Origin of the sequence: Antarcticimicrobium sp. (genome assembly GCF_029212575.1) — a bacterium.
Taxonomy (GTDB): domain Bacteria; phylum Pseudomonadota; class Alphaproteobacteria; order Rhodobacterales; family Rhodobacteraceae; genus Antarcticimicrobium.
Genome location: NZ_JARGPK010000073.1, coordinates 17,915 through 33,568, shown reverse-complemented (window position 1 = coordinate 33,568; position 15,654 = coordinate 17,915). Strand labels below are relative to the sequence as shown.

At 65.1% G+C, this 15,654-nt stretch carries 17 protein-coding genes and 1 other RNA gene; 9 read left to right on the top strand and 9 right to left on the bottom strand.

Features of this window, described 5'->3' with window-relative positions; all coding sequences use genetic code 11:
- From P1U75_RS16170 to acuI, 8 genes are all read right to left on the bottom strand, one after another.
- Nucleotides 1–1,096 (bottom strand): NUDIX domain-containing protein (locus tag P1U75_RS16170; protein ID WP_300245130.1); only part of this gene is annotated, 1,096 nt, incomplete at its 3' end.
- A gap of 27 nt (nucleotides 1,097–1,123) precedes the next feature.
- Entirely contained in the window at nucleotides 1,124–1,564 is a 441-nt protein-coding gene (locus P1U75_RS16165; protein ID WP_300245128.1) for a TrgA family protein, read from the bottom strand.
- 7 nt (nucleotides 1,565–1,571) lie between these two features.
- On the bottom strand, nucleotides 1,572–2,780 hold the full coding sequence (locus tag P1U75_RS16160; protein WP_300245126.1) for a cyclopropane-fatty-acyl-phospholipid synthase family protein: 1,209 nt from the start codon (nucleotides 2,778–2,780) through the stop codon (nucleotides 1,572–1,574).
- 59 nt (nucleotides 2,781–2,839) lie between these two features.
- Nucleotides 2,840–4,282, bottom strand: a complete 1,443-nt coding sequence (locus tag P1U75_RS16155) for a deoxyribodipyrimidine photo-lyase (RefSeq protein WP_300245125.1) — start codon at nucleotides 4,280–4,282, stop codon at nucleotides 2,840–2,842.
- Nucleotides 4,283–4,338: 56 nt separating this feature from the next.
- Nucleotides 4,339–5,562 carry an aminotransferase class V-fold PLP-dependent enzyme gene (locus tag P1U75_RS16150; RefSeq protein WP_300245124.1) on the bottom strand — a complete coding sequence of 408 codons (1,224 nt, stop codon included), beginning with the start codon at nucleotides 5,560–5,562 and terminating at the stop codon, nucleotides 4,339–4,341.
- A gap of 116 nt (nucleotides 5,563–5,678) precedes the next feature.
- A complete protein-coding gene (locus tag P1U75_RS16145; protein WP_300245123.1) occupies nucleotides 5,679–7,319 on the bottom strand; it encodes a BCCT family transporter in 1,641 nt (546 codons plus the stop codon).
- A 37-nt stretch (nucleotides 7,320–7,356) separates the two neighbouring features.
- A complete protein-coding gene (locus P1U75_RS16140) occupies nucleotides 7,357–7,773 on the bottom strand; it encodes a universal stress protein (protein ID WP_300245122.1) in 417 nt (138 codons plus the stop codon).
- Nucleotides 7,774–7,978: 205 nt separating this feature from the next.
- Nucleotides 7,979–8,974, bottom strand: a complete 996-nt coding sequence (acuI, locus tag P1U75_RS16135) for an acryloyl-CoA reductase (RefSeq protein ID WP_300245120.1) — start codon at nucleotides 8,972–8,974, stop codon at nucleotides 7,979–7,981.
- A 153-nt stretch (nucleotides 8,975–9,127) separates the two neighbouring features.
- Here acuI and P1U75_RS16130 point away from each other — a divergent pair, with 153 nt between their 5' ends.
- The 5 genes from P1U75_RS16130 to P1U75_RS16110 all read left to right on the top strand — a co-directional run bounded on the left by P1U75_RS16130 (nucleotide 9,128) and on the right by P1U75_RS16110 (nucleotide 12,724).
- Nucleotides 9,128–9,862 (top strand): FCD domain-containing protein, encoded by a 735-nt coding sequence (locus P1U75_RS16130; protein ID WP_300245119.1) that lies wholly within the window; start codon nucleotides 9,128–9,130, stop codon nucleotides 9,860–9,862.
- Nucleotides 9,863–9,899: 37 nt separating this feature from the next.
- Nucleotides 9,900–10,249, top strand: a transfer-messenger RNA (tmRNA) gene (ssrA, locus tag P1U75_RS16125).
- A 68-nt stretch (nucleotides 10,250–10,317) separates the two neighbouring features.
- Nucleotides 10,318–10,749, top strand: a complete 432-nt coding sequence (locus P1U75_RS16120) for a nuclear transport factor 2 family protein (protein ID WP_300245118.1) — start codon at nucleotides 10,318–10,320, stop codon at nucleotides 10,747–10,749.
- Between the two features lie 127 nt (nucleotides 10,750–10,876).
- The gene (chrA, locus tag P1U75_RS16115) at nucleotides 10,877–12,160 is read left to right on the top strand and encodes a chromate efflux transporter (protein ID WP_300245117.1); all 1,284 of its coding nucleotides are present in this window, start codon (nucleotides 10,877–10,879) and stop codon (nucleotides 12,158–12,160) included.
- A gap of 90 nt (nucleotides 12,161–12,250) precedes the next feature.
- Complete coding sequence (locus tag P1U75_RS16110) at nucleotides 12,251–12,724, top strand: ClpXP protease specificity-enhancing factor SspB (protein WP_300245116.1); 474 nt, start codon at nucleotides 12,251–12,253, stop codon at nucleotides 12,722–12,724.
- 24 nt (nucleotides 12,725–12,748) lie between these two features.
- On the opposite strand, the gene P1U75_RS16105 is transcribed toward P1U75_RS16110, so the two are convergent.
- Entirely contained in the window at nucleotides 12,749–13,315 is a 567-nt protein-coding gene (locus P1U75_RS16105) for a hypothetical protein (protein ID WP_300245115.1), read from the bottom strand.
- Nucleotides 13,316–13,560: 245 nt separating this feature from the next.
- On the opposite strand from P1U75_RS16105, the gene fumC reads away from it, so the two are divergent.
- Genes fumC through P1U75_RS16085 form a run of 4 tightly spaced genes read left to right on the top strand, consistent with a single transcriptional unit; the run spans nucleotide 13,561 to nucleotide 15,609 of the window.
- The gene (gene fumC, locus P1U75_RS16100; RefSeq protein WP_300245114.1) at nucleotides 13,561–14,955 is read left to right on the top strand and encodes a class II fumarate hydratase; all 1,395 of its coding nucleotides are present in this window, start codon (nucleotides 13,561–13,563) and stop codon (nucleotides 14,953–14,955) included.
- A complete protein-coding gene (locus P1U75_RS16095; protein WP_300245113.1) occupies nucleotides 14,955–15,143 on the top strand; it encodes a DUF4169 family protein in 189 nt (62 codons plus the stop codon). Before fumC ends, P1U75_RS16095 begins: the two co-directional genes overlap by 1 nt.
- The gene (locus P1U75_RS16090; protein WP_300245111.1) at nucleotides 15,140–15,355 is read left to right on the top strand and encodes a ribbon-helix-helix domain-containing protein; all 216 of its coding nucleotides are present in this window, start codon (nucleotides 15,140–15,142) and stop codon (nucleotides 15,353–15,355) included. The genes P1U75_RS16095 and P1U75_RS16090 overlap by 4 nt, the downstream gene beginning before the upstream one ends.
- Before the next feature lie 23 nt (nucleotides 15,356–15,378).
- A complete protein-coding gene (locus P1U75_RS16085) occupies nucleotides 15,379–15,609 on the top strand; it encodes an N-(5'-phosphoribosyl)anthranilate isomerase (RefSeq protein WP_300245110.1) in 231 nt (76 codons plus the stop codon).
- Nucleotides 15,610–15,654: the final 45 nt, after the last annotated feature.

The following is a 15,654-nucleotide window of genomic DNA, read 5'->3' as shown; positions in this document are numbered from 1 at the left end:
GGTGCCGTGCCAGCCAATGCGCGGTGACCAAGAGCGGCATGTCGCGATAGCGATGACCGTCGAGCCCCGCCATCAACGCGTCGAAGCTGACAATCGCGCTGCGGATATCCTCGCCCTCTTCGTCCAGCCCGCCGCTCTCGGTGGTCCGGGTCAGGTCGGCGATCCCCACGAAAAGGTGAAGATATTCCCCCGAGGAACCGGTGCTGGAATAGGCCTCGCCGGCCTTTTCCAGCCGCCGCACCTCAAGCCCCGCCTCCTCCACCGCCTCGCGCCGCGCGGTCTGCTCCGGGGTCTCGCCAAGATCGACCAGCCCCGCGACCGGCTCCCAGACCCAGGGCGCCGGGTCTCCGGCCAGAAAAACCGGGGCCCGGAACTGTTCGACCAGCAGCACCGCATCGCGCACCGGGTCATAGGGCAGAACAACCGCCGCCTGCCCCACCATCTGGGCGCTGCGGTTCAGCGCCGGGCTCATCGTCCCGTCATGGCGGCGGAACCGCAGGTCCGCCTCCTCCATGCCGAAGAAGCTGAGATGCGCGAACCGATGCGTCTCCACCGCAACGTCACGGGCGATTTCGCGCGCCGGATCCTCCGGCCGCGCCTGCGCCCTCACCCAGCTCCACGCGCGGCGGCGGATCGAAGAAAACCGCTCGGCGATCTGATCCTGGCTGACCCGCCCGTAGTAGCCCATCACCTCCTGCGCCGCCCGGCAGGTGACCGCGCCCCAACGCGCGGCCCAATCCTCCAGCGCCCAGGGCAGCCCGGCTTGCCACAAGCCGGGGTCGGGAAAGAACACCTCGCCCGACGCGGACTCCCCGTTTTCGAGGGTCAATTGTACGGTTTCGCGCCGATAGCCAAAGCCGCCCTCATAGAACGACAGCCGCGCGAGGTCCTCGCCGCCAAGCCCCCGCACCAATACGCCCGGCGCGATTTCCCCCCTCGATGGCAGGATCAGCGGGAACACCTCGTCCTGCGCCCAGTGCACGGCATGATCGGCAAGAGAGGCCGCGCGGATGTCGAGCGCATCGCTCTCCCGGCCCAGAACGATTTCCAGCAGCGGGCCATGCCGCAGGGTTCCGTAAAAGAACAGATCAGCCAAATTCCGACTACCTTCGAATTGAAATATCTAGCGCCAGAGCATTCCGGCCAGGCGCGTCATGAGCCCCGACAGGAGCCCCCCGATCAGCACCGTTGCCACGATTCCCGGGGTCAACAGGTACTGCGCATAGCCGACCGAAAGCTCGAACACCGCATAGATCGCGTCAACGGGGCCATGAAACCGGCGATCCATCGCCAGGCGGAACATCTCGTTCCCCCCCTGCACCACCAAACCCCAGAAAACAAGGACAGCAACCCCGGCGAGGCCGTTGTTCAACGCGCCCACCACCCCCTGCGACCGATACCGCCCCATCACGACCCAGCCGCAGACAAGCCCGATGCCGATGTTTACCGGAACGAAATACCCGAAATCCATGCCCTCGGGCATTTGCGGCATGACCTGCACGGACACGGCAAAGGCCACAACGGCCAGGCAGAGGGCGGCGATCAGGCGGGCGGCGGTGGGCATCCTGCACCTATCCCGGCCGCGACACGGTCATCTGTGTCACGTCCACTGTGGCGCTGTCGAACGCGGCGGCGCAAGCGGTAAGGTAGAAATTCCACATCCGCCGAAAGCGGTCGTCGAACCCCATCTCGGCAATCTCGTCCCACTTGGCGTTGAAGGTCTCGTGCCAGCGGCGCAGCGTCAGGTCATAGCTTGGCCCGAACTCCATCGAGCGCACCACGCTCAGCCCGGCCCGGTCCACCTGTTCCTGCAATACCCGCGGACAGGGCAGCATCCCGCCGGGAAAGATATGCTTCTGGATGAAATCCACCCCGCGCCTGTAAACCTCCCAACGGCGGTCCGCGACGGTGATGATCTGCAGCGTGGCATTGCGCCCGGGCTTCAGCCGTTCGCGCAGAGTGTCGAAATAGACCGGCCAGTATTTCTCGCCCACGGCCTCGAACATCTCGATACTGGCGACGCCATCATACTGGCCACGTTCGTCGCGGTAATCCTGAAGCTTGAATTCAACCTTATTGGAAAGCCCTGCATTTTCAATGCGTTCCTTTGCGTACTTCAACTGCTCGCTGCTGATGGTCAGCCCGGTCACCTTCAACCCGCGCTCGCGCGCGGCATATTCCGCGAAGCCGCCCCAGCCGCAGCCGATCTCGAGGATGTGATCGCCCGCGCGCGCGCCCATCTGGTCGATCATGCTGGCGTACTTGGCCTGCTGCGCCCGCTCCAGCGGTTCCTGCCCGGTCTCGAACAGCGCGCTGGAATAGGTCATCGTCCCGTCGAGCCACAGCTTGTAGAAATCGTTGCCCAGATCGTAGTGATAGGAGATGTTCCTGCGCGCCTGCTTGCGGTGGTTGCGATGCAGCCAGAACCGGAGTTTCTCGAACGCCCGGACCAGCCCCTGCCCGGGAAACCCGTCATAGACGGTGTCGTTGCCCCGGTGCACCAGATCCATGAAGGCCTGAAGATCCGGCGTGCTCCACCAATGTTCGAGGTAGGCGTCACAAAACCCCAGGTCGCCCTCGCGGATCAGCCGGGCGAACAGATCGGGGTTGTGCACATGCATCTCGGCCACCGGCCCCGGCCTGCGCCCCTCGGCGCGGAACACCCGCCCGTCGGGCAGCTTGATGTCGAGGCGGCCGCAATCCATCGTGCGCAGCAGCGTCATGACCTGCGCGAAATATCTCGGCAGGTTCTTCTGCCCCTCGGTCGATGTCAGGATCATCCACCCCTCCATTTGTCCGCTTGAGATCAAGGCTAGGCCGGGTTTTCCCGCCAGGCAAGTCAACTGTAGGGAATGTCGGCCAACGCACGGCCCTGGTAAGCCTCCAGCGCAATTCTTCGGCCTTCCGATGCGCCGACCACCGGCGCAGGATAGGGATCATCGGGCGACAGCGCCCAACGCTTTGGAATGGCATGGAAATACGCCAGCGCGGTTTCCGGCGGCGCGCCCTGCCCCTCGGCGATCCAGGCCCGGCGATAGGCGCCGTCGCGGTCGAACTTGTCCAACTGGGTCTCGGGGTTGAAGACGCGGAAATAGGGCGCGGCGTCCGGCCCCGATCCGGCAGCCCATTGCCAGCCCATCGCGTTGCTGGCCGGGTCCCAATCAACCAGGTGCTGCTCGAACCAGTCCCGCCCGATGCGCCAATGGGTCATCAGGTGCTTTGTCAGATAGCTTGCCACGATCATCCGCCCGCGATTGTGCATCCGACCGGTGACATGCATCTCACGCATCGCCGCATCGACGAAGGGCATGCCGGTGCGCCCCTGTTTCCAGGCCAGCACATGCGGATGCGCCGGGTCGGTCCGCCACGGGAACCGGTCCCATTCGGGGCGCCAGTTCCCGGTCAGGATATGCGGGCTGTGGTACATCAGGTGATAGGCGAACTCGCGCCAGACCAGCTCCTTGAGAAAGGTGTCGGCGCCGGGCTGGCCCTCTTGCCGCGCCCGCAGGCCGGCGTGCCAGCACCGCTGCGGGCTGATCTCGCCCAGCGAAAGGTATTGCGACAGGCCGGAGGTGCCATCCACCCCGGGGATGTCGCGCCGCGTGTCATAGGCCCCGATGCCCGCGTCGAGAAACAGGTCCAACCGTTCCTGTGCGGCGACCTCGCCCGCCTGCACGTGGGGTGCCACAACATCAGCGCCGCGCCGCATCCCGGCGCCGAGCGCCCAATCCTCCAGCCGGTCGGAGCGCGGCCAGCGATCCGGCGTCGGAATGGTTCCCGGGCGCGGCTCCGGCGCGGCCACGTCGCGCTGTCGCACCGCCTTCCACATCGGCGAGAACACACGGTAATAGCCGCCGGTCTTGGTCTCCACCGTCCAGGGCTCGAACAGCAGGTGCCCGGGAAACGAGTGGGCGTCGATCCCGTGCGCCTTGAGGTCGGCTTTCACCGAGAAATCGCGGGCCTGCGCCGCCGGATCATAGGCCCGTGTCCAATGCACCGCCCCTGCCCCGGTCGCGGCAATCAGGTCGTTCAGCACCCCGCGCGCCTCGCCCCGACGCAGGATCAGACGGCTGCCGATACGCTCCAGCTCTGCCTGCAACGCGGCAAGTCCCCGGCCCAGCCGCCATTTCGGCGCCGCGCCCAGCGCCTCGGCCTGCTCATCGAGGATGAAAATCGGGATCACCGGGCGGCCGCCGCCGCAGGCCGCCGCCAGCGCCGCGTGATCCGACAGCCGCAGATCGCGCCGGAACCAGACAATCACCGAAGAAGAAGGCTCGCTCATATTCCACCCGCTTTTTTCTGCATACGCGGGGCGGCGCGGGCCGGATCACGAAAAACTCAAAGAACCTTCTCCAGCGTTGTCAGAAGCTGGGCGATCTCGTCGGGATGGGTGTAATGGGTGAAACTCAGCCGCAGCACGCCCTGCGCCGGATCGACCCCCATCGCCTGGAGGGGGCGCACCGCGTAGAAATCGCCGCCGCCTGCCATCACCCCATGCGCGGCCAGGTCCGCCGCCACCGGTTCGGCCGGGCGGTTCAGCGCCAGCGCCACCGTCGGCGCGCGTCGCGCCGCATCCGAGGGGCCGATCAGCCGCAGATCGTTGCGCGCCGATACCGCGTCCAGCAGCGGTTGCAGCAATTCCACCTCATGCGCCCGGATCAGCCCATTGACGAAACCGGCGCGTTCCACGGCCCCCGTTCCCGGCCCGCCGTGATGATCGCAAAGCGCGTCATAGTAATCGGCCATCCCCGCGCTGGCCGCGACCTGTGCGTGATCCGGTCCGGCCGGAGTGAACCGCTTGTAGAGCGTGTCGGCGTTGAAATAATGTGCCTGGTTCGGCAGCAGCGCGCCCAGCGCGCGACGGATCACCATCAGCCCCTGATGCGGGCCAAAGGTCTTGTAGGCGGAAAACAGGTAGATGTCGGGCCCAAGCGCGCCCACGTCCGGAAACCCGTGCGGCGCAAAGGAGACGCCGTCGACGCAGACAAAGGCCCCGGCGGCATGGGCCATGGCGGTGATCTCGGTCACCGGGTTGATCTCGCCCACCACGTTGGAGCAATGCGGGAAACAGACCAGCCGCACGCTTTCGTCCAGCAGATCTTCGAGATCTTCGGGGTTCAGGTGGCCGGTCGCCGGGTCGATCTTCCACTCGCGCACTTCGATGCCTTCGTCGGCCAGCCGGCGCCAAGGGCCGGAGTTGGCCTCGTGATCCTGGTTGGTGACCACGATCGCCTCGCCCGGTTGCATCCACTGGCGCACGGCCTGGGCCAGCACATAGGTGTTTTGCGTGGTCGAGGGGCCGAAGGACAGCTCATCGGTCTCCACCCCCAGGATCGCGGCCATGCGGGCGCGGGCCTCGTCCATCTCCTCGCCCGCAAGGCGGCTGGCCTCGTAGGGGGCGTAGGGCTGGACCTTGCGCTGGGTGTAATAGCGCGTCAGCCGGTCGATCACCGGCGCACAGGTATAGGAGCCGCCGGCGTTCTCGAAGAACGCCTGCCCCTGCAGCACCGGTTCGGAAAACGCGGGAAATTGCGCCCGCACGAAATCGATATCCAGCTTCATTCGTTCCTCCGTCCGTTCCGGCGTATCCGCCGCCGTGTTTGACCGGCACTCAACTGCAAACGACCCCGGGGCGCAAGCACCCCGGGGCCGATGTCAATTGTCGCAGCTGCGCGAATTCAGCGCCGCTCGGCCATCAGGCCGCGCCAGATCGCCCAGCACATCACCAGCAGGACCACGGTGAACGGCAGCCCGGTAGAGATCACCATTGCCTGAAGGCTGCCCAGACCACCGCCGATCAACAACACGATCGCCACGGCACCCTCGAACACACACCAGAACACCCGCTGCGGCACCGGCGCATCAACCTTGCCGCCTGCGGTGATGGTGTCGATCACCAGCGAGCCTGAATCCGACGAGGTGACAAAGAACACGATCACCAGCACGATCGCAATCACCGAGGTGATTTTGGCCAGTGGCAGACCCTCCAGCATCGCGAACAGCGACAGCGGCGGGTTATAGCTGTCGATCACCTGCGCCTTGACCGCGCTGGTTTCGGGGCTGCTCAGCACCTGATCAATCGCAACCCCACCGAACACCGCCATCCACAGCACGCAAACAAGGCTGGGAATGATCAGCACGCAGATGATGAATTCGCGCACCGTGCGGCCCCGGCTGACGCGGGCGATGAACATGCCGACAAAGGGCGACCAGGAAATCCACCAGGCCCAGTAAAACGTGGTCCAGCCATGAGCATAGCCGGTATCGCTGCGCCCGATCGGGTTCGACAGCGGGATCAACTCCTTGGCATAGGCACCCAGCCCGGACAGGAAATCCGTCAGGATCAGCAGGGTCGGCCCGGCGATCAGCACAAAGAGAAGCAACAGCGCCGCCAGCCCCATATTGATTTCTGACAGAACCTTGACCCCGCCATCCAGCCCGCGCAGCACCGAGACCAGCGCAATCGCGGTGATGACCGTGATCAGGACCACCTGCGTCGAGATCCCCATCGGGAGGCCGAACACGTGGGTCAGTCCGGCATTGGCCTGCTGCGCCCCGAACCCGAGCGAGGTAGCCAGCCCGAACAGCGTGGCGAACACCGCCAGCGTGTCGATAAGATGGCCCCACCAGCCCCAGACACGTTCGCCAAGGATCGGGTAAAAGGCCGAGCGGATGGTCAGCGGCAGCCCCTTGTTGAAACTGAACAGCGCCAGCGCCAGCGCCACCACCGCATAGATCGCCCAAGGGTGCAGCCCCCAGTGATAGATCGTCGCGGCCAGCCCCATGGTCTTGGCAGCGGCCACATTGGCGGCGATGATGCTGCCATCCTCGGCAAACGGCGACGCCACCCCCAGCGGTTCCGAGATCGCCATGTGATAGACCGGCTCAAGCACGCCAAAGAACATCAGCCCGATGCCCATGCCGGCGGCGAACAGCATCGCGAACCAGCCGACATAGGTGTAATCCGGCGTTGCCTCTGCCCCGCCCAGCCGCACCCGGCCCCAAGGGCTGACGATCAGGAACAGGCAGAACAGCACAAAGATGTTCGCCGCCCCAAGAAAGAACCAGTCGAAGGTGCTGGTCAGCCAGGGCCGCAGCCAGCCAAAGATCGCGCTCGCCTGCTCTGGCAGCGCCAGCGCATAGAATACGAAGGCGACGATCGACAGCCCCGAGATCAGGAACACCGGGTTGTGGATGTCCATCCCGAACGGGCCGATCCGGGTTTCGATGTTGTCCTGACCGATCTGGTAATCGGTGTCGATGATATCCGAATGCCCCTCGGGCTCCGGTATCCCCTGGTTTGTTGTATCGTCGGCCATCAAAGACCTCCTGTTCGCATGTATTTCGTTCGGCGGATCAGCCGCGCACCACCATGACCGAGACCTTGGCGTGGGCGGCCAGCTTGCCGCCGTTCGAGGGCCAGATGTAATCGGTCAGGTTGGGAACATGGCTCTGCATCACCACCAGGTCGGCGCCGATGTCGTCGATCGCCCTGAACAGGGCGTCGTCGAGGTCGGTGGTGGGATCGTGCGCGGCCATCGCGTGGGCGCTTGCGATGATGCCATGCGCCTCGGCCTGTTCGGCGGCGAAGGCCTCCAGCCGCGCGGCGTATTCGGCCGGGTTGTGGCCCAGCGCACCCGGGGTTTCGGCCGTCACGCCGACATAGACCAGGTCCGCCCCGTAATGACCGGCCAAGTCGGCCGCGCAATCGATCGCGCGCCGCAACTTGTCCAGATGCGCCAGGTCCACCGGCGCCATGATCTTGGAAAACACGGGTAATGTCCCTCCCTGTTTGTCTCGAGCGAGCCGGGGGGCCGGGCGGCACAGGCTCGAACCCCGCAGAGCGCACGGATTTCGCTGACGTACCTGACAGATTGTCGCAGGTCCGTTGGATCACCGTAACCGCAGATCCGTCTGAAATGCAAAAAAGCCGCGACCCTTTGATCGCGGCTTCCGACATTTCCGGCAGGGATGGGTGTCAGGCGTTGACGTCCACCACCACGCGCCCCTTGACCTGCCCCTTGAGGATATCGGCCCCCAGTTGCGGCAGATCCGACAGTGTGGCGGGCTGCACCATCGCCTCGAGCTTGTCCATCGGCAGATCCCTCGCGATCCGCTGCCAGGCGCGCAGACGGTTGTCATAGGGCTGCATCACGCTGTCGATGCCCAGCAGGTTCACCGACCGCAGGATGAAGGGGGTGATCAGCGCGCCTTCGATCGCGGCGCCCCCGGCCAGGCCGATGGCGGCGACCGAGCCGCCATATTTGATCTGCTTGAGCACCCGGCCCAGCATGGCGCCCGCCACCGCATCGACGCAGCCGGCCCATTGCTCGCTCTCCAGCGGCTTGCGGGTGACCTCGGTCAGTTCGTCGCGCGGCACGATCTGGCTGGCGCCAAGGCCACGCAGATAGGCCTCCTGCTCGGGCCGGCCGGTGACGGCGGCCACCTCATGGCCCAGATGCGCCAGGATCGCGGTCGCCACGCTGCCGACACCGCCGGCGGCGCCGGTCACCAGCACCGGCCCGTGGTCCTTTTGCAGCCCGTGATCCTCCAGCGCCATCACCGCCAGCATCGCGGTGAACCCGGCGGTGCCCACCGCCATCGCGGCGCGGCTGTCCAGCCCCTCGGGCAGGGGCACCAGCCAATCGGCCAGCACCCGCGCCTTTTGCGCGTAACCGCCCCAATGCGCCTCGCCAACGCGCCGGCCGGTCAGCACCACCTTGTCGCCGGGCTTGTAGCGCGCGTCCGCGCTCTCTTCCACGGTGCCGGCGAAATCGATCCCCGGTACATGCGGATACTTTCGCACCAGTCCGGCGCCCGGCCCGATGCAAAGCCCGTCCTTGTAATTGAGGGTGGAATACTCGACCGCGACCAGCACCTCGCCCTGCGGCAGGTCATCGACCGCGATCTGTTGCACAGCGGCGCTGGTCTTGCCGCTGTCCTCGTCCTTGGTCACCACTAGCGCGTTGAACATCGTCTCTCTCCTTCAAGTTCGGTTCATTTCGTCCACCGAGGCCGCCTGGCGTTCCCGCCCTCGGCAAACCCATTCCTCTCACCGACACCGACTCACAGCTTGCTTTTTAAATGTCAGACTTTTAAATGTCTGACAAATGAATTTCACGGTCCCATGAAAATCGACCCGAACAAACCCGCCGATCTCTCGGCCCAGATCGCCGCCGCGATCCGCGACGCCATCGTGTCCGGCGCGCTGATCGTGGATGAGCGCCTGCCGTCCGAGGCGGAACTGGCCGATCATTTCCACGTCTCCCGCCCCACCGTGCGTGAGGCGTTGAAACGGCTGGCCGCCCAAAGCCTGATCCGCACCCAGCGCGGCGCCACCGGCGGCGCCTTTGTCCGGCGGCTCAGTTACGAGGATGCCTACAGCCAGCAGATCACCACCTCGACCCTGCTGCTCAGCATGAACGCGATCCGCTTCGACACCGCCTGCGAGGCGCGCTATGCGCTGGAACGGGCCTGCGCGCCGCTTTCGGCCCAGCGGCGCAGCGCCGATCACCTGGCCACCATGCGCTCCGAGATCTTTCGCCAGGGCCAGCCCGGCCTGACCGATGAGGCCTTTTGCGCCTCCGATGTGGCGTTCCACCGGGCGCTGGTGGACGGCGCCGGCAACCCGGTGCTGTCCTACCAGCTTGCCGGGGCAGTCGAGGCGATGCAGCCCTTGATGAACATGATCACCTTCACCGCCCGCTCGCGCACCGAGATCGTCGGGTTGCACGCCCGGATTGCCGACGCGATCGAGGCGCGGGAGGCGGCTGCGGCAGAGGCCGTGCTCAGCGAACTCGAAGTCTACACTCAGGACCTTGGGCGCAACGTGATGGCCGAACGCGCGCAGCGGAGCGGCTGACCTCGGCCACCTTCACCAAGTACGCATCGTACGATTCCCCCTTCAAATTTCCCGATCGGATGCCTATGTTTGCAATGTCCCCTCGGGGACTATGGATATAAACGCGCTCGTAATAAGCGGTTCGGACCCGGGGGCGGTACCCGGCGGCTCCACCAAACATCCTTCATTTGGGGATCATGGGGCCGAAACAGGATCGACGAACGTCTAAAGGGGTTTGCTTTGTCCCGGTGAGGTACCACCGTTATCGGTCCGAAAAGTACAATTGCAAATGACAATCGTGCTCCGGTTGCCGTTGCTGCGTAAGCAGTAACCAGACCGAAAACTAAGCCCTTGCGCCTAGCAGCGTAAGGCGGGGTTCGCAGGCACCTGGCAACAGAAGCCTGCACTTTCCCACGCACATGTTTAGGATTTGGTCAGGTTGTTGCTCCAAGCTTCCAGTGAAAGGGAGTGTTGTGATGACCAAGACGGAGCTGTTGCAGCGTTGGTTCGACGAGGTGTGGTTCCGGGGAAACCTGGACGCCATCGGCGAGTTGTTCGTCCCCAACGCCGAGGCGAACGGGGTCCTGCCCGAGATCGAGTTCGGACCAGACGAGTTCCGCGAGTTGGTCAAGGTGATGCGCGACCACCTCGGCGACATCCGGGTGACCCTGCACAAGACCGTCGAACAGGGCGACTGGCTGGCCGCGCTCGTTCGGGCGCAAATGACACGCCTCGATAACCACGCCCCGGTCGAGATGACGGGCCAGGTGATGGCCCGGTTCGACGGCGACAAGATGGTCGAGGCCTATAACCAGTTCGACGTGATTTCCCTGTTCGAACAGATGGACCAGTTGCCGCCGCATACCCTGCCGGTCTGCATGACCGGGGCGAGCCTGACCTGGGCCTGAGGCGCCATCGCAGACAGGGTGCTGGCGCCCCACGTTGACCTGTCCGCGCGGGACGGATATCGCCGCGGGGCGCGGCCCTGTCGGACCAGCGTATCGCCCATTGCCCGTCGCCAAGGTTTCATCCCCCATGCCCGACGCTCCGGATCGCCCCGCCGCGCCGCCCGCCTTTCCCGAGGTGGTGCGGGTGTTCGGTCGAATCGGCATTTTGTCCTTTGGCGGTCCGGCCGCACAGATCGCCCTGATGCACCGGGAGCTGGTGGAGGAACGCGACTGGCTCGACGAGCCGGATTTCCTGCGCGCGCTGTCGCTGTGCATGCTGCTTCCGGGTCCCGAGGCGATGCAGCTGGCGACCTACGCCGGGTGGCGGCTGCGCGGGGTGCCCGGCGGGTTGATCGCGGGGGGGCTGTTCGTCCTTCCCGGCGCCCTGCTGATCGCGGCGCTGGTGGCGCTCTACGCCGCCTATGGCGCCCTGCCGCCGGTGCAGGCGGGATTCCTCGGCATCAAGGCGGCGGTGATCGTCATCGTGGTCCAGGCGCTGCGCGGGTTGGCGCGCAAGGCGTTGACAACGCCAACCGCAAGGATCATCGCGGGGCTTTCCTTTGCCGCGATCTTTGCACTGAACCTGCCCTTCCCGCTGATCGTCGCGGCGGCCGCGCTCTGGGGCTGGATCGGCGCAGGAGGAAAGGCCCCCGCTGCCACCTCCGCGGCGCCCCCGGCACCGGGCGCCCATCCGCTCCGCACCGCCCTGCCCTGGCTGGCCCTGTGGCTCGGCCCCCTGGTTGCGCTTTCCCTGGCCGGCCCGGCGCTGCTGGCGCAAATCGGCTGGTTCTTTGCCTGGCTGGCCGTGATCACCTTTGGCGGGGCCTATGCCGTTCTGGCCTACATGACCCAGACCGTGGTCGAAACCCATGGCTGGATCACCACCGCGCAGATGATCGATGCGCTCGGCCTGGCCGAAACCACGCCCGGGCCGCTGATCCTGGTGACCCAGTTCGTCGCCATGCTCACCGGGCAGCTTCAGGGCGGCCCGGCGCTGGCGCTGGCGGCCGGTGCGGTGGCGCTCTGGGCGACCTTCCTGCCCTGTTTCCTCTGGATCTTCCTTGCCGCCCCTTACCTGGAGCGACTGGCGGCGCGCCCCCGGCTATCGGCGGCCTTGAGCGGGGTCACCGCCGCCGTCGCCGGCGTGATCCTGAACCTGTCGCTGTGGTTCGCCCTGCATGTCCTGTTCAACCGCGTCGCCGTCTTCCGGGCCGGTCCCGTCACCCTGCCGCATCCCGACCTGTCGACGCTGGACCTTGCAGCCCTGGGCCTTGTCGCCCTGGCCGCGATCCTGATGATCTGGGCGCGGCGCGGCATCGGGCCAACCCTTGTCCTGTTGGCCGGCGCGGGCGTTCTGTTGCACTTTCTGTGACAGGGTCCGGCGATTGCGCCCGCAGTGTTCCCCCTCTTTCGTTTCCCACCGAATCCCCTATGCTGGCCAAAGGCTTTTTGGAGATGGAAAATGTCGCGCGGCATTGATTACGGCAACCTGATGCATCAGGCGATGCGCGGTCTGATCAAGACCGTCCTGAAGGGTGTGCAGGAAAACGGACTTCCCGGCGCGCACCATTTTTTCATCACCTTCGACACCCAGCATCCCGAGGTGAAGATCGCCGACTGGCTGCAGCAGCGCTATCCCGATGAGATGACGGTGGTGCTGCAGCACTGGTACGACAATCTCGAGGTCACGGACGAGGGATTCTCGGTCACGCTGAACTTCGGCGACTCGCCTGAGCCGATCTATATTCCCTACGATGCGATCAAGACCTTCGTCGACCCCTCGGTGGAGTTCGGCCTTCGGTTCGAGGCGGCCGAGGAGGAGGACGACGAGGACGACGAGGACGATCTGGATCAGCCCGACGATGAGGAAGAGATCGGCGCAGACGATCACCGGCCCGATGCCGACATCGTTTCGCTCGACAGTTTCCGCAAGTAGGCGTCCGGCGGCAGACGCGACCCTTTACTTCCGTTTCAGAAAGGTTTCGACCGAACGTTGTTCAAGGCCATTGCGGGTCACGATGAACCTGAGGTCAAGCCCGCCCTCGGTCAGCGTGCGGTCGAATTGCTGGATCTCGTAATCGCCGGTCTCGTCCACGAACAGCGAGAACATCGTCATCGTGTCGCCGCGGATGCGGCCCCAGACAAAGGGTTCCCCCTTCATCGGGTCCAGCTGCACCGCATGACCAAAGACATTGCGCTTCATGCCCGCACTGAACAGCCCGTTGCGGTCGGTCGGAATGAAATCGATCGAATAGGATTTCGACTTGAGCCGCCCGTCGGGCTTGTACGTGGTCGAGGTCCATTCCACCGTGAACCCCTGCTTGTTGGCGCTTATGCTGACGCTCATGTCGCGCGGTGTACGCTCTCCATCGGCCGCGACCACCTCCGCAGACCCGGAGTAGTCGCCGACAAAAGGCGCGATCAGATCATTGGCACGCGCCGGCGAGACGGCCAGCATCGCGACAAGCGCTGCGAAGGCCCATAGAAGGCGCATCGGCAAAGACGGCAACACCACGGTAGCAGACATTCGTCGGTCCTTTCGGTCTGGTGGCCGCGCGATGCCCGGCCTGTCGCACTCCCAACATGGTACAATGTAGGGTCAGCAAGACAATCGCCCAATGCATACCGTGCAGATAATTGCCGCCCTGCCCCGGCTATACCTTGACGTGCGAAGGAATTATGCTGCGCGCAACTGGCCGATTGCGCCTTCCTCGCGGGGCGGCTAGACGGCATACGAAAGCATACAACACCCTATCCGAAACGGAGTGCCCCATGACCGAAACCCGCACCGAGACCGACAGCTTTGGCCCGCTTGAGGTTCCCGCCGACAAATACTGGGGCGCGCAGACCCAGCGGTCGCTGATGAATTTTCCGATCGGATGGGAGAAACAGCCGGTCGCCATCGTGCGGGCGCTGGGTGTCATCAAGCAGGCCTGCGCCATGGCCAACAAGGACAGCGGCGCCCTCGACGCGACGCTGGCCGGTGCCATCATCCAGGCCGCCGGCGAGGTGATCGAGGGCAAGTTCGACGACAACTTCCCCCTCGTGGTCTGGCAGACCGGCTCGGGCACCCAATCGAACATGAACGCCAACGAGGTGATTGCCAACCGCGCGATCGAGATCCTCGGCGGCGTGATCGGGTCCAAGGATCCGGTGCATCCTAATGACCATTGCAACATGGGCCAATCCTCGAACGACACCTTTCCCACCGCCATGCATATCGCCACCGCGATGAGCGTGCGCGACGTGCTGCTGCCGGGGTTGAAGAAACTGCTGTCCGGACTGGAGGCCAAGGCGGAAGAGTTCAAGGACATCATCAAGATCGGCCGCACCCATACCCAGGACGCCACGCCGCTGACGCTGGGCCAGGAATTTTCCGGCTACGCGCATCAGGTCCGCCAGGGGATCGCCCGTATCGAGGCGGCATTGCCCGGCATCTATGAACTGGCCCAGGGCGGCACAGCCGTCGGCACCGGGCTGAACACCAAGCACGGCTGGGGCGAAACGGTCGCGGCGAACATGGCGGCGATCACCGGCCTGCCCTTCGTCACCGCGCCCAACAAGTTCGAGGCGCTGGCCGCCCATGATGCCATGGTATTCCTGTCGGGGGCTTTGGCCACTGTCGCCGGCTCCTGCTACAAGATCGCCAACGACATCCGCTTCCTCGGCTCCGGTCCGCGTTCGGGCCTGGGCGAGCTGATCCTGCCCGAGAACGAGCCGGGATCGTCGATCATGCCGGGCAAGGTCAACCCGACCCAGGCCGAGGCGCTGACCCAGGTCGCAGCCCACGTGATGGGCAATGACGCGGCGATCAAATTCGCAGGCTCCCAGGGGCATTTCGAGCTGAATGTCTACAACCCGATGATGGCCTACAACCTGTTGCAGTCGATCCAGCTTCTGGGTGACGCCGCCGACAGCTTTACCGAGCGGATGCTCAACGGCATCGAGGCCAACGAGGCGCGGATCGAGAAGCTGATGACCGAAAGCCTGATGCTGGTCACCGCGCTGGCGCCCACCATCGGCTATGACAACGCGACCAAGGTGGCCAAGACCGCGCACAAGAACGGCACCACCCTGAAGGAAGAGGCGATCGCGCTGGGCTTCGTCGATGCCGAGACCTTCGAGAAAGTGGTGCGCCCCGAACAGATGATCGGCCCCAGGGACTGATGGGAAAGCCGGTCAATCTGAACCGGTTTCGGAAAGAAAAGGCGCGGGCCGGGAATAAGGCCCGTGCCGACGAAAACGCGGTGACCTTCGGCCGCAGCAAGGCCGAAAAGGACCTGGACCGCGCCCGCGCGGAAAAGGCCCGCCGCGATCTGGATGGCCATGAACACGAGGACGGGCGCGAGGAATGAACCGCCCGCGCAAGCATTCCCTCACGCTCCGGGGCCATCGCACCAGCGTGTCGCTTGAGGATGAATTCTGGCAAGCCTTCCGCGAGATCGCCGCCGGGGACGGCCGGGCGATCAACGAGTTGGCCGCCGAGATCGATGAAGTGCGGGGCACCGACTGCGGTCTCGCCTCGGCGATCCGGCTTTACGTGTTGCGGCGGTTAAGGGCGCGTTAAGCACGCGGGGTCATGCTGCGGGTATGACCAGGACGATCCGCACCCTTCCGCCCGAGATCTGGATGCAGCAGGTGTTCGAGGCAAAAGCCGCCCGCCAGGGCGGCGTCGTGCGCCGCAAGCTGCGGGATATCGAGATGAACGCCGGGCTGGACCGGTTCTGCGCCGAAGTCCGCCGGCGCGGCTATCACGCGGTGCGCAACGGGTCGCAGATCGTCATCTTCTGCAATAACGAACCGATCCGCCTGCTGGTCTGAGCCGCGCAAGTTTTCAAAAAACTTGCAGGGAAACTCTTTAAAAGA